Below are 13,886 nucleotides of genomic sequence, written 5' to 3'. Positions count from 1 at the left end.
TTAATTGCACCAGAAAGTTACAATATATATCTTTAGGACATGACAGAAAAATCGGAATCGTTTTCGATAAAAAATTGGTCGCAAGATGATCAACCAAGAGAGAAGCTTAGAGACAAAGGAAAATCTACTTTGAGTGATGCTGAACTTGTTGCCATACTTTTAGGTTCTGGCAATAGGGACGAAAGTGCTGTTGCTTTGAGCAAGCGTATCTTGGCAAGTGTTGATAATAATCTCAATGCACTTGGGAAACAATCATTAAAGCAATTGATGACTTTTAAAGGGATTGGAGAAGCTAAAGCCATTTCTATTGCTGCAGCTATGGAGTTGGGAAGACGACGTAGAGGAGAAGAAGCGTTGCAACAGCAAAAAATTACATCTAGCGCATCTGTTTTTGAATTCATGCAACCCATAATTGGAGAATTACCTCATGAAGAATTTTGGATCGTCTATCTCAACAATTCTAATAAAGTACTTCAAAAAAATCAATTGAGTAAAGGTGGTATCACTGGCACTTTGGTTGATGTGAGATTAGTGCTTAAAACTGCTTTAGAAGTTGGAGCAGTAGGTTTAATTTTGGCACACAATCATCCATCAGGAACTTTGAAACCTAGTGAAGCCGATAAAAATCTGACACAAAAATTAAAAGTAGCAGCTCAAAGTTTAGACATAAAAGTCCTAGATCACTTAATTATCACCGAAAAAGCATACTTTAGTTTTGCTGATGAAAATATATTATAATTTTACTGAATATTCAACACACATTTGCTACTAGTCTACACACATAAAATTACACCAAGAGTACGATATGCGTTTAAGCATCTATGTACTAGAATTCTTGGAATTCCAGTGTCTTTTACGACAACTATTGAAGACTTTATTGCGCACGATAGTATAAAAATGTCTTACACTAGACAACCATTAAGTAATGAGTTATTTATTAGAAATCACGAGTTGCTTTATGAGCAAGGCTTATCAGATTTAGATATTAATGTGCAAGATTGGAATGGTACAAAATGCTTTTTTCCAACAGGTGATAAAAGCGCATTACCTTTTGATATTTTTGCAGCTTCTTTTTATTTATTAAGTCGTTATGAAGAATACCTTCCGCATGTAAAAGATGATTATGGACGTTTTACAGCTACGGAAGGTTTAGCCTACAAATCCAATTTCTTAAAACAACCTGTAGTCGATATTTGGGCTTACAGTCTTAAAGCTATTTTAGAGCAAAGGTTTGAAGATTTTACATTTCCGAAGAGAGCCTACAACATACAACCCGTTATAGACGTGCCAATGGCATATTACTTTAAGCAAAAGGGATTGTTACGAACCGTTGGAGGAGGTTTGGTAGATTTGTTTAGGTTTAAATTGCGACGTGTGTACCAAAGATTTTTAGTTTTATTTGGTTTTAAAAGAGATCCTTACGATACTTTTAAATGGATTATAAATAAACAAAAACAATATAAATTTAAGTTTATAGTATTCTTTCTAATTGGCGATTATTCTACATACGATAAAAATATCAATATCAATAAAAAGAAATTTGTATCGCTTATAAAGTCTGTTGCAGATTATTGTAAAGTAGGGTTGAAGGCGTCTTATTTTTCTTTAGATGATATCACGATTCTCAAAAAAGAAAAGAAAAAATTAGAGTACATAACCAATTATGAATTGGAAGCCACTAGAAATTCCTTTTCAAAAATAAATTTACCTACGTCTTATCGTAATTTGATTGAGCTGGAAATCAAAAAAGATTTCACAATGGGTTATTTAGAGCATTTTGGTTTTAGAGCTGGCACATGTACACCGTTTTTGTTTTATGATTTGGATTATGAAATACAAACTCCACTGCTCATTAATTCGTTTCACTGTATAGATCATGCCTTATTAAAATTTCATTCTCAGTTAGATAAAAAGGAAGAATTGCAGCGTTTAATTAATACTGTAAAACAAGTGGATGGGACGTTTACGCCTGTTTTTCATAATTACTCTTTTGGAAATGATCCAAAATGGAATGGCTTTAAAAAATTATTTACTCAAATTTTAGATTCTGTTGATGATTCGCAATCAGTCTAGTTTTTAAAAGTTATTGAATACTATTAATTCAAATCAATTTATTTACAAATGAAGTTAAACGGAATTAAACATATATTTTTTGATCTAGACCATACGCTATGGGATTTTGACAAAAACTCTGCATTAACATTTGAGAAAATATTTGAAGTTCATGCTTTAGATCTTGCTACAAATGATTTTTTAAAAGCTTATGAGCCTATAAATTTAGACTACTGGAAATTATATAGAGAAGAAAAAATTGATAAAGTGAGTTTGCGTTATAAGCGTTTAAAAGATACGTTTGATGCTGTAGGTTTTAGAGTTTCAGATGATGTTATTAATCAATTATCAGAAGATTACATCACATATCTAACAACATTTAATCATCTTTTTGATGGTACTTTAGATCTTTTAGATTATTTACAACCAGTTTATGATTTACATATTATCACTAATGGTTTTGAAGAAGCACAACAACGAAAAATGGATAATGCCAATATTTCTAAATATTTTAAAACCATTACAAACTCTGAAACTGCAGGAGTAAAAAAACCAAACCCAATAATTTTTAATCACGCATTGCAAGTGTCTAATGCAAAACCAAGCGATAGTTTAATGATTGGAGATAATTATGAAGCTGATATTTTAGGAGCTATTGATGTAGGCCTAGATGTTATTTTATTTAATTATCACAACTACAATGCAGAACCACATATCAAACAAGTTAATCAACTTTTGGATTTAAAAAAGTATCTTTAAGGGAATTGGTATACTTATTTAAAGCGAAATACGTTTTAATATTAAGATCAAAACCTTATGAATAGATTAAAATCGCGATATCTATTATTTCTTTTAGTAAACGTTTTACTATTACATTCTTGTGTAAGCGATGTAGATTTTGAACAGGCAGAAAATATTGTGCCTACACCAACTCTTGAGTCCAGTTTGATATTCTCAAGTCTAGAGGCTCCCAATTTTATTGATGATACAACGCAACAAGAACGTTTAGTTGTAACAGATACGACACGTTTAGAATATATAAATTCCGATTTTTTTGTAGACCAATTAGCAAAGACTAATTTAACGTTTCAATTTACAAATAGCCTAAATAGAGATTTTAGTATTGATTTTGTTTTTGTAAATGATAGCAATGAGCAACGCTATAGTGCTCATGTTGATGTGCAAGCTGGTCAGCCAAATATTCCAATTCAAGTAACATCTAATTTTTTAATTGAAGAACCAGATTTGTCTATTTATGAAGAAGCTACAACATTAATTTATAGAATTACGTTACCACCAACTTCAAATCCTATTGAAGCTTCCAATTTGGGTGTTTTAAAATTAGAGTCTAAAGCCACATTTTATTTTGAATTATAATGTATGCGATTATTCGTCACGTTCATATTATTTTTTACGGGTTACATGGCTCCATGCCAAAACAAAGAAGTGCTTTATGATTTTAATGATATTCCGCAAACGCTGAGCTTAAATCCAGGAGCAGATATTGAATTTGATGCACATTTCGGGATCCCATTATTATCACAATTTCATTTTAGTTTTGGCAGTTCTGGAGTAACAGCTTATGATATTTTTAAAGACGATGGTGTAGATATCAATACTAAAATTGGTAAGGCGATTACTTCACTTTCAAACAAGGATTATTTTACAATCAATCAACAATTAGAAATCATAAATGGAGGTTGGAGACATGATGATAACACTTATTTTTCCTACGGAATTTACGAAGAAGCAGATATGATTCTCTATTTTCCGAAGGATTTAGCAACGCTCGTTTGGGAAGGCAATGCCAATTATATTGGTAAACCGTTTTCTTTAGGTGATATTAGTTTAAAAGCAGAACTGTTATCTGTTTTTCACTTCGGAATTAATAAAAAACTGAGCAAAAAATTAACCGTTGGAGCGAGAGCAAAAATATATTCTAGTATTGCAAATGTGAACAGTACGAATAACTCAGGAACTTTTACAACGAGACCAAGTACCACAGGAGATAATTTCTATGAACATACATTTCAATCCTTAGATGGAGTGCTCCAAACCTCTGGTGTTGCATCGTTGTTGGCTGATGATAATTCAGATGTTAGCCAAGATATCAAAGCCTTAAGAAAACGTGTATTACTTGGTGGTAATTTAGGATTAGGTGTCGACCTTGGCTTCACATATCAACCTAAAGATCAACATGTAATTACAGGAAGTATTATAGATTTAGGTGCAATTTTTCATTCTAAAGATGTAGAATCCTATCAACTTAAAGGGTCATACACGACAGAAGGTTTAGATCTCATATTTCCGCAGTTAATAAATTCCGAAGGCACAACACCTTACTGGCAAAATTTGGAGGATGAGTTTGATGAGAGTATTAAAATAGATACACTTTACACCAAATATACAACTTGGCGTTCTACAAAATTGAATGCATCTTATCGTTTTAACTTCGGAAAAGGAATAGGTCAAGACTGTGATTGCTATGCTGGCAGTAAGCCATATCTAAACTCAGTTGGATTGCAATTATTTACTGTATTTAGACCCAAACGTCCACAAGTTGCTACGACCGCTTTTTACTACAGACGTGTATTTGATTTCTTAAAATTTAAAGCCACATACACAGTTGATGATTTTTCTGCTCATAATGTTGGATTAGGAGCATCATTTCATATTGGAGCGTTTAATATGTATCTCACAGGAAATAATTTGTTCGAATTGCAAAATATTTCTAAATCTCAAAGTGTATCTTTACAATTCGGAATGAACTTAATTTTTGATTCAAATGACTAGATTACTTTACATACTACTATTTTTTATTGGTTTTCAAACGCAAATGAGTGCTCAAGCCTCAGTAAATGATTATAAATACATAATTGTTCCAAAACAGTTTGAGTTTTTAAAATCTCCAGACCAATACGAAACGAGTTCGTTAACTAAGTTTTTATTTAATAAATATGGCTATACTGCATTTTTTGAAGATGAGGATTTGCCAGAGGATTTGAGTAAAAACAGATGTTTAGCTTTACGTTCTCATATCCAAAAAAACAAAGGCTTTTTGGCAACCAAACTTCAAATTGATTTAAAAGATTGTAATGGTAATATTATAATGAGCTCTGTAGAGGGTTCAACTAAAGTAAAAGAATACAAAAAAGCATTTCAAATTGCCATTAGAGAAGCGTTTGTCACTTTTCAATTTCTAAATTATGAATATGTTGCTAATGAAGATGTAAAAGCGTCTGGAACGCGTGTTGATAATTCTTCCGAAGCAAAAGAAATTGAAAAATTAAAAAAAGAGGTAGAAGCTTTAAAAGCTAAAAAGGAGGAAATGAAGACGATGATTTCCGAAGAAAAAAAGGAGATTATTGCTTTAGAAAATAAGCCTAAAGAAGAAGTTAAACAAATAATCGAAGCAACTGTAGACCTCGAACCTGAGTCTTCTCCAAAATCTGAAATTCTTTACGCTCAACCAAAACCAAACGGTTATCAAGTGGTGGATATGACACCTAAAGTTGTCATGTTTTTATTAGAGACATCTAAATCTGATGTTTTTATGGTAAAGGATGAAAATGCTATTGTTTATAAAGAAGATGGTTTTTGGTATCTATCAAAATACAATGGAGATAAAGTAACGTTGTCGCAACTTAATCTCAAATTCTAATAGTCATATTTATCTTTCCAACGGGTTTTTAAAAACTCACGTTGTGCATTTTCTCTAGCGTTATTTCCTGGATTGTAAAGCTTTGTGTTTTTGATGTCTTCTGGCATAAATTCATGCGCTACAAAATTATTGTCGTAGTTGTGCGCATATTGATAATTGTCACCATATCCCAACTCCTTCATAAGCTTTGTTGGCGCATTTCTAACAGAAAGCGGCACAGATAAATCTCCAGTGTCTTTAACCAATTGTTGCGCTTTACCTATCGCTTCATAAGCAGCATTACTTTTTGGAGACGTCGCTAAATAAGTTGTGCATTGACTTAAAATAATACGAGATTCTGGATACCCAATTACAGAAACAGCTTGAAACGCATTATTTGCAATGACCAATGCTGTTGGGTTGGCATTACCAATATCTTCACTAGCTAAAATTAATAAACGTCGTGCAATAAACTTTACATCCTCACCACCTTCAATCATTCTTGCTAACCAATACACAGCTGCATTGGGATCACTACCACGAATAGATTTTATAAATGCTGAAATTATATCGTAATGCTGTTCTCCAGATTTATCATAGCGTACAATATTATTTTGAACACGTTGAGAAACGATATCATTTGTAATGACTATATTTTCTTTTTTATCAAATGAGGTGATGATAAGTTCAAATATATTGAGGAGCTTTCTTCCGTCACCTCCAGATAATCTAATTAAAGCTTCAGTTTCTTTAAGTTCAATGTTGCGTTCTGCAAGTAAAGTGTCTTCTTTGAGTGCACGATTTAAAAGCGCTTCTAAATCTTCTTTTGAAAACGAGTTTAACACATAAACCTGACAACGAGATAGGAGTGCAGGTATCACTTCAAAACTTGGATTTTCTGTTGTAGCTCCAATTAAAGTTACCCAGCCTTTTTCTACAGCTTGTAGTAAAGAGTCTTGTTGAGATTTACTAAATCTATGAATCTCATCAATAAATAAAATTGGATTTTTAGTTGTGAATAAACCACCACTTTGTTTGACTTTGTCTATAATTTCTCTAATGTCTTTAACTCCACTATTTATAGCACTTAGCGCAAAAAAAGGTCGTTTAGACTCATTAGCTATGATATTTGCTAAGGTTGTTTTTCCAGTTCCTGGTGGTCCCCAAAAAATCATTGATGCTATGACACCTTGATTTAATTGTTGTGTCAAAACGCCAGTTTTACCAACTAAATGCGACTGACTGATATAGTCATCAAGCGTTTGTGGACGTAATCGTTCTGCTAAAGGTTCATTCATAATGTAAAATTACAAAAAACCAATGTGACAATATTTCATAGTTTTGTTAAATGGAGAGCAATTTGCTAACAAAGATATAATATGAGCAATAATCAAGAACAATTTAAATATTCAACAAGTGTCATTGTTTATCCTTTGATTTTTGTGCTTTCCATTTGGATCGTATTTTGGATGCAAGTGAGATTTTTTCCGAAGATAAAGCGTTTAGGCGTTTATCCACAAGAGGTGGAAGGATTGTTGGGGATTTTTACTAGTCCGTTTATTCACGCAGATATTGAGCATTTGTACCATAATAGTATTCCGCTTTTTATCTTATCTGCTGCTCTTTTTTATTTCTACAGAAAAATCTCTTGGAAGGTTATATTCTTCGGAATTTTACTTTCTGGCTTATTTACTTGGGTTATTGGCAGGCCAGCAAATCATATTGGAGCCAGTGGATTAGTTTATGTATTAGTAAGCTTTATATTTTTTAAAGGAATATTCGCAAAGCATTTTCGTTTGATTGCCTTATCGTTAATTGTTATTTTTCTCTACGGAAGTATGATTTGGTATGCGTTTCCTATTAAAGAAGGTATGTCTTGGGAAGGGCATCTTGGTGGATTACTCTCAGGATTATTATTCGCTATAATTTTTAGGAAAGCGATTGCAAAACCAGAACGTTATGTTTGGCAGCAGCCAGATTATAATGAAGATGATGATCCTTTTTTAAGGCAATTTGATGAGAATGGTAATTTTATTGATTATGTAGCGCCAGAAATAGAGGAGGAGCCAATTTCCGAAGAAAATAACCCTCAATATAATTACACTTTTAAAGAAAATAAAGACGATTAACGACGTTGTCTAACAGCTTCATATAAAAAAGCACCACAAGCTACAGACACGTTTAAAGATTCAATCTCTCCTAAAATTGGTAGTTTTGCTCTTTCATCTGATACCTTTAAAACTGATGGATTGATCCCTTTACCTTCAGATCCCATAATAATAGCACATGGTTCTTTGAAAGATACATCGTATACAGTATTATCTGTTTTTTCGGTCGCAGCTATGACTTTAATTCCGCTTGCTTGCATATGAAAAACTGCATCTTTAATATGATCAACTTTGCATATAGGAATTTTAAAAATAGCACCTGCACTCGTTTTAATTGCATCACCATTTACAGGAGCACCACCTTTTTTCTGAATAATAATACCAGAAACACCAGTGCATTCTGCTGTACGAACAATGGCTCCAAAATTACGAACATCACTTAATTGATCTAATAACAAGAATAACGGCATTTTCCCAGATTCTAAAACACCTGTAACCAAATCTTCAATATTATGGAATGTAATTGGCGCTATTTGAGCAATTGCACCTTGATGATTACCCTTTGTTAACCTGTTTAATTTTTCAACAGGCACATAAGAACTATTTAATCGCTCTTTTTTTAGTAACTGTTCTAACTCAGTAAATAGCTCACCTCGTAACCCTTTTTGTAAAAATATTTTATCAATATTTTCACCAGATTTTATAGCTTCAATAACTGCTCTAATACCAAAAATGGTTGTTTCTTTTTCCATGGCTCAAAGGTATAAAAAAACCATTCTAAAATTAGAATGGTTTAATCAATTATGTTGTTCTATTATTTTTTGATGATTTTTTTACTAATAGTTCTATCTCCAGCGTAAATTTTCACGAAATAGATTCCCGTTTTAAATGCCGAAATATCTATTGTAGAATTGTGTTTAACTTCAATTACCTTTTGACCTAGAATAGAATACAGTTCAATTTTATCAATGGCTTCTCTTGAGTTTATGTTGATATAATTAGATGCAGGATTTGGATATATGTTTAGATTAACAAAATCTTCATCTGTAACACTTAAATTCTCACAATCAGATAGGTCTGGATTTAATTCTATAGGTGGTCCAGGAGTTAAATCTCTTCCAATAAAAGCAGGGAAATCTGGTGCATATTTAATTGCTCTAAACAGAATACCTGATGGATTAGGCACATCACCTTGAGTGTCTACTGTTCCAGTATTACTGTTTACAGGATTCCTATATTTCCATACAATAGTGTCATTAACATCTATTTCAAAAATATTACCCTGTCTACCTTCGCAAATTAATATATTTCCGTTTGGTAATTGTTGAGCACTACTTACAATGGCTGAGTAAAACTCTGAAGGATCTGTTGATTGATCTGAATAGGAGTAATCAACAGACATTGGGCCAAAAGCAGTGTTTGGTGTGTATTCATAAAATCCAGGTGCTGTAGTTGGAGGGTTTACAATTATAGCTTCAGAATATTCTGGAGTTCTACCATCTCCATTATTGAAAATCATAAGTTTCCCTTCGTTATTTAATCCTTCTGCAATAAAATGTGGGTAATGTTGACCGTATAACATACGATCAGCTTCAGTACCTTGTTGGTAAGCCTGTGGATTTCCCCAACGATATAATAGATCACCACCTTTACCATAATTACCTCCTGAACTTGTTGCTGATTCTGCTGTAGTTGTAGAATGGTCAATAATATAAACCTCACTTAGATGTCGAGAGCTCATTACTATTTGGTCTAAATCTTCGTTATATTGTATTGAATTAAAATGTAACCAATTAGCAGCTCCGTTAAGACCATTTAAGAAATTAATATCAATTTTTCCAGGATTTAAAGCAATATCTCCAAAATTATCTTTTAGATTATCAAAATCTTGAACAAGATGATCTTTTGCGTTCCATTCCCAAATAATATTTCCTTGATTAGTGCCAACGGGTTCTACCTCTATAACTTGCTCGCTGTAAAGGTTAGATTGGGTTAACAAATTTGGGTCTCTTCCTTTAGCAATAGCTTCTGCTTCAGTCATAACAGTTGCAGCTAAAATTAAAACATTACCGTTTGGCATTGGAAATATATCATGATGTTGTCTAAATTGATTAGAGCTATATGTATATGACCATAAAAGATTATTATCCCAATCAAAAAGTTCTACAATACCTCCTTGACCTCCAAATGTTATATTGCTACTACCATCATTTAATCGTCCTGCTCTGAGTAAATTTCCGTTAGGTAAAAGATATACTGCGTTACCAGGTGAATAAGTACTATTCCACTCATTGACAACCTCACCGCAATTATTAATTAAGAATGATTTTGTGTTTGTTGTAAATAGTGTGTAGGCATTAAATACATTTTCATTGATAAACGTAGTGCCAACGGTATTTTGTGCGTGAGAAAATGAAAAGAACAAAAGAGTTAAAAATAGGAGTAGTCTTCTTATCATAGCTTAATTTTTTTATAAATATAATTGTAACTTATTAAAAAAACCTATCATAAATAGATAAAAAGAGTAAATTGAAATATATTTTAACATTTAGATTTGTGCAAGATTTAATTATTTAAAACAAAAAAACCATCTCAAGCGAGATGGTTTTTTTACACGTATTAGTGTTAGAAGATTAGTTTTTTAAGACTCTCTTTTCTTCTAATGATAATCTGTAATCTGCAAATCGACCTTGAGCAATTTGAGTATTATTACTATCTGTAATGGTATATGTATTTCCATTTTTTTCTACGGAAAAAGACGTAATTGCATTGTCGTTACCATCATTAAGTCCGCCATCGTTTAATGGAAACAGTGATGATAAATCAACAGATTCTAAAAAGACACCATCTTTCATGAAATCTATGGTAACTGGAACATTATTACCATCTACAGATGTATTTCCGTTGGCAGTCCAAAAACTAGCATCAATGGTATAAATGCCATCAGCATCTGAACTTAAAATTGTTAATTGTTCAGGACAATCATTATAACTTGTTTGCACGTAATTGCCGTCATAAATTAATTCGAGATCTAAATCTAAACCAGTATTAATATCGCAAGGATCTGCTGCACTATCTAAATAATCTCCAGCCCAGTTTAATCTTGTGACTAAATCATTACCTACGTAGTCATTGATTATTATACTTATATCTTCTTGTATCGTTGCTTGCATTAATGAAGTAGCAGACAATCTTAAGTTTACTGTTTTAGAGCCCTCTTGTATAAAGTCTTGAAGAGTTTCAATATTTAATTCTATTGTTTCAGTAAAAGCTGGGAAAGACGCAATATATCCTGATCCTCCTTGATATCCGTATTCAAAATATCCAGATTCAAACCACGTTGGATAAGGGACTTCTATAGCTTCAAATTGTACTCTATCATAGAACCCATTACCAGTTGTAGCATCTCCATCGGTAGGATTTGCAGTGACAACAGGATTGCCATCTGCATCTAAAACATCAATTCTAATGTCTATTTTTTCTGAAACTCCATATTCTACATCTATTGAGAAAACGGCAGTTTCACCTTCAGTAACTGTAACAGAATTACTCATTACTGTTAATGCTGGTTTTCCTCGTCTAGCAATTGAATCATCGTCTTCACATGAAAAGGTAACAAGACCTAACAGGAACACTATAATTAACGAGTAACTTATTTTTTTGTGTATATTTTTCATATTATTTATAGTATTAAAGTGGTGTATAAACTGAAACTCCATTTTCGGTATATGCTTCACAATACCAAGAGATTGTTACAACACCAGTATTTGGATCTACTGAATTGATTCCTCCAGATAAAGGTATTACTGCTCCCCATTGATCGGTTTGACCACTCCAAGAAATGTCTCCACAGTTTTCTGTAAATTCTACATCAAAACTTGTTGGTCCAGTTCCATAAGCTGCAACATAAGGTCCTACAGTGTAGAGTCCTCCAGAAAAATCGACTACGTTATATAGGCCATCTCCTAAAGCTTCAATCTCTACGTCCATGGTATGTGTACTAAAGTTTGGTAAGAAGTCATGAAAGCCATAGGTTGTTGTTACGCTATACATACCTCCAATATCAGAAAAACAAATCCCATTAATAGTAATTGTTAGTGTTTGAAATTGTGCACCTACCACTGCATTATTATCTGCTGAAGTGATATTTAAAATTAAAATTTTCGGATCGTCGATATTGATGTTTTCCGAATAAAAATTAATATCAAGTGTTGCATACTCTCTGTTTTCTTCAATAGTAATAGATTGAGAACCATTTACAAAATCAAAGTCTGTACCTGCAACAGCTGTAGAGGTTTGATCTACTTCAAAATTTACAGTAATACTTGGATTACTTGAAAAATCATTTCCACCTAGTAATACTATATTTTCACTAAACATGTTTACAGCTCCATCGGTAAGAAATGCAGGAGCAGACTCACTGTTATTAAAACCAACCACATAAGGTGTGGTGGCTAAATCAGCTTCTAATTGCTGTGGTTCATCGTCTATGTTACATGAGACCATAAGTCCAGCACTTAGAATTGTTATTAGAATAAATTTAATTTTTTTCATTTTCATTTTTTTTTTTAGTTAACGTCCCAAAAAATCGAAGTATTAAATGCTGAATCTACATTTTGATTGTAAACACTAACATTTGCTGAATTTCCTGTGTATTCTGATGTTGGATATAATAATCGAATTGGTCTGTTTGGTCTGTTTGTGATATCTGGAAGTGGCATATTACTTGGATATCCTGTTCTTGTATATTCAATCCAAGTTTCAGCTCCATTAGTTCCTCCTAGATCGATCCACTTTTGAGTTATGATTGCTTCAAGCTTATCTGCTGTGCCATCCCAACCAATACCACTTACATTATTTGCGATGTTTAGGTAATTACCTATTGAAGCTCCTAATCTATTATGTGATGCTTGAATAGCACTTTCAAATAGTCCTTTAGCATTTCCTGAGGATAATAATCCTTTGAAAACTGCTTCCGACTGTAAGAAAAGCGATTCAGATGCTGTCATTATATAACCATCTTGTTGTGGAGAACTTAATAAACCAGGTCCAATTCTAGAAGGTTGATCACCTCCTCCTTGTGTGTTTCCTTGGATGGCACTTTGTCCAGCTCTAGGTGTATATAATCGCTGTAACCTTGAATCTGAAACACCATTAGTTGTTCCATTTAATAATTCAACTAAATATGTTGTTGGTCCAGCTCTTAGGTTAGAGAACGTCTCATTTGCTGTGTCTCCAAATTGTCCAGCTGCATAACCAAAAGTTTCTACAAAAGGATTCATTCTATCTACTTCATCAGAATAACCAGGATTAATTGTAACATCGTCTCCCATACCTAAAAATTCGGCATTATTAAGTGATGCAAATTCTGTATTGAGAATGGTTTGTAAATCTGGTGTGGATTGTGCTGCATCAGACATACGTAACAATAGTCTAAGTTTTAATGTGTTTCCAAATTTAATCCACTTATTCATGTTTCCGCCCATTATGACATCATTTGATCCCATAGGGACTGCTGTACTTTCATCTGTATTTTGAATTTGAGCTATAGCATCATTCACATCGTTAATTAGAGCTACGTATACATCTATTTGATCGTCATATTCAGGAAATAATAAATCGCCACGTTGATGAATATCAGTAAAAGGAATATCTCCATACATATCTACTAAATATTGAAAATAGAATGCTCTGTATATTTTAGATGCGCCTTTAAAATAATCATAATTATGATCATAATCATTAGTGATAATTTGAGTTAAGTTTCCAGTTCTAGCCATTAAGTTATCCCAAATATCATCATAAAAATCTGTAGTTAATTGATATTGAAATTCTTCAAAATATGGTGCCTGAACCTGTTGTGCATTACCAGACCAAGTTGCTAACATTGTATTGCCTAACTCATTCATAGAACTCATTAAAGTCTCTGAAGGAACAGTAAAAGCACCAGGTAAAATTACTTCTGGTGGTAATTGATCTATGGCCACTCCATTAGGATCTTCATTAACAAGTACATCGTTACAAGAAAATGTAAGAAATAGCAGTGCCAATGACAGTGTGTATTTTATATTATTTATGTTTTTCAT

Annotated in this window: 13 protein-coding genes; 7 read left to right on the top strand and 6 right to left on the bottom strand. The window is 32.7% G+C overall.

The window, feature by feature from the left end; all coding sequences use genetic code 11:
• The first annotated feature begins 39 nt into the window (after positions 1 to 39).
• From radC to WNY78_RS09385, 6 genes are read left to right on the top strand one after another with little or no spacing between them, the layout of a single operon-like run.
• Positions 40 to 738 (top strand): DNA repair protein RadC, encoded by a 699-nt coding sequence (gene radC / locus WNY78_RS09410; RefSeq protein ID WP_342872941.1) that lies wholly within the window; start codon positions 40 to 42, stop codon positions 736 to 738.
• A gap of 24 nt (positions 739 to 762) precedes the next feature.
• Positions 763 to 2,073, top strand: a complete 1,311-nt coding sequence (locus WNY78_RS09405) for a polysaccharide deacetylase family protein (protein ID WP_342872940.1) — start codon at positions 763 to 765, stop codon at positions 2,071 to 2,073.
• A gap of 48 nt (positions 2,074 to 2,121) precedes the next feature.
• A complete protein-coding gene (locus WNY78_RS09400; RefSeq protein WP_342872939.1) occupies positions 2,122 to 2,811 on the top strand; it encodes a YjjG family noncanonical pyrimidine nucleotidase in 690 nt (229 codons plus the stop codon).
• Positions 2,812 to 2,868: 57 nt separating this feature from the next.
• Positions 2,869 to 3,429 (top strand): hypothetical protein, encoded by a 561-nt coding sequence (locus tag WNY78_RS09395; RefSeq protein ID WP_342872938.1) that lies wholly within the window; start codon positions 2,869 to 2,871, stop codon positions 3,427 to 3,429.
• A 3-nt stretch (positions 3,430 to 3,432) separates the two neighbouring features.
• The gene (locus WNY78_RS09390) at positions 3,433 to 4,845 is read left to right on the top strand and encodes a DUF5723 family protein (RefSeq protein WP_342872937.1); all 1,413 of its coding nucleotides are present in this window, start codon (positions 3,433 to 3,435) and stop codon (positions 4,843 to 4,845) included.
• Positions 4,838 to 5,713 carry a hypothetical protein gene (locus WNY78_RS09385; RefSeq protein ID WP_342872936.1) on the top strand — a complete coding sequence of 292 codons (876 nt, stop codon included), beginning with the start codon at positions 4,838 to 4,840 and terminating at the stop codon, positions 5,711 to 5,713. The genes WNY78_RS09390 and WNY78_RS09385 overlap by 8 nt, the downstream gene beginning before the upstream one ends.
• Here WNY78_RS09385 and WNY78_RS09380 read toward each other — a convergent pair.
• A complete protein-coding gene (locus WNY78_RS09380) occupies positions 5,710 to 6,990 on the bottom strand; it encodes a replication-associated recombination protein A (RefSeq protein WP_342872935.1) in 1,281 nt (426 codons plus the stop codon). The genes WNY78_RS09385 and WNY78_RS09380 overlap by 4 nt on opposite strands.
• Before the next feature lie 81 nt (positions 6,991 to 7,071).
• Here WNY78_RS09380 and WNY78_RS09375 point away from each other — a divergent pair, with 81 nt between their 5' ends.
• Positions 7,072 to 7,821 carry a rhomboid family intramembrane serine protease gene (locus WNY78_RS09375; protein WP_342872934.1) on the top strand — a complete coding sequence of 250 codons (750 nt, stop codon included), beginning with the start codon at positions 7,072 to 7,074 and terminating at the stop codon, positions 7,819 to 7,821.
• Here the strand turns inward: WNY78_RS09375 and rlmB are convergent.
• From rlmB to WNY78_RS09350, 5 genes are all read right to left on the bottom strand, one after another.
• A complete protein-coding gene (gene rlmB / locus WNY78_RS09370; RefSeq protein ID WP_342872933.1) occupies positions 7,818 to 8,552 on the bottom strand; it encodes a 23S rRNA (guanosine(2251)-2'-O)-methyltransferase RlmB in 735 nt (244 codons plus the stop codon). The genes WNY78_RS09375 and rlmB overlap by 4 nt on opposite strands.
• Before the next feature lie 62 nt (positions 8,553 to 8,614).
• A complete protein-coding gene (locus WNY78_RS09365; RefSeq protein WP_342872932.1) occupies positions 8,615 to 10,258 on the bottom strand; it encodes an aryl-sulfate sulfotransferase in 1,644 nt (547 codons plus the stop codon).
• Between the two features lie 175 nt (positions 10,259 to 10,433).
• Complete coding sequence (locus WNY78_RS09360; protein ID WP_342872931.1) at positions 10,434 to 11,477, bottom strand: hypothetical protein; 1,044 nt, start codon at positions 11,475 to 11,477, stop codon at positions 10,434 to 10,436.
• Positions 11,478 to 11,490: 13 nt separating this feature from the next.
• Positions 11,491 to 12,354 (bottom strand): hypothetical protein, encoded by an 864-nt coding sequence (locus tag WNY78_RS09355; RefSeq protein ID WP_342872930.1) that lies wholly within the window; start codon positions 12,352 to 12,354, stop codon positions 11,491 to 11,493.
• Between the two features lie 14 nt (positions 12,355 to 12,368).
• Positions 12,369 to 13,886, bottom strand: coding sequence for a SusD/RagB family nutrient-binding outer membrane lipoprotein (locus WNY78_RS09350; protein ID WP_342872929.1), 1,518 nt, complete (start codon positions 13,884 to 13,886; stop codon positions 12,369 to 12,371).

Origin of the sequence: Psychroserpens sp. AS72, assembly GCF_038900375.1 — a bacterium.
GTDB lineage: Bacteria > Bacteroidota > Bacteroidia > Flavobacteriales > Flavobacteriaceae > Psychroserpens.
This window is presented reverse-complemented; position numbering and strand designations above follow the sequence as displayed.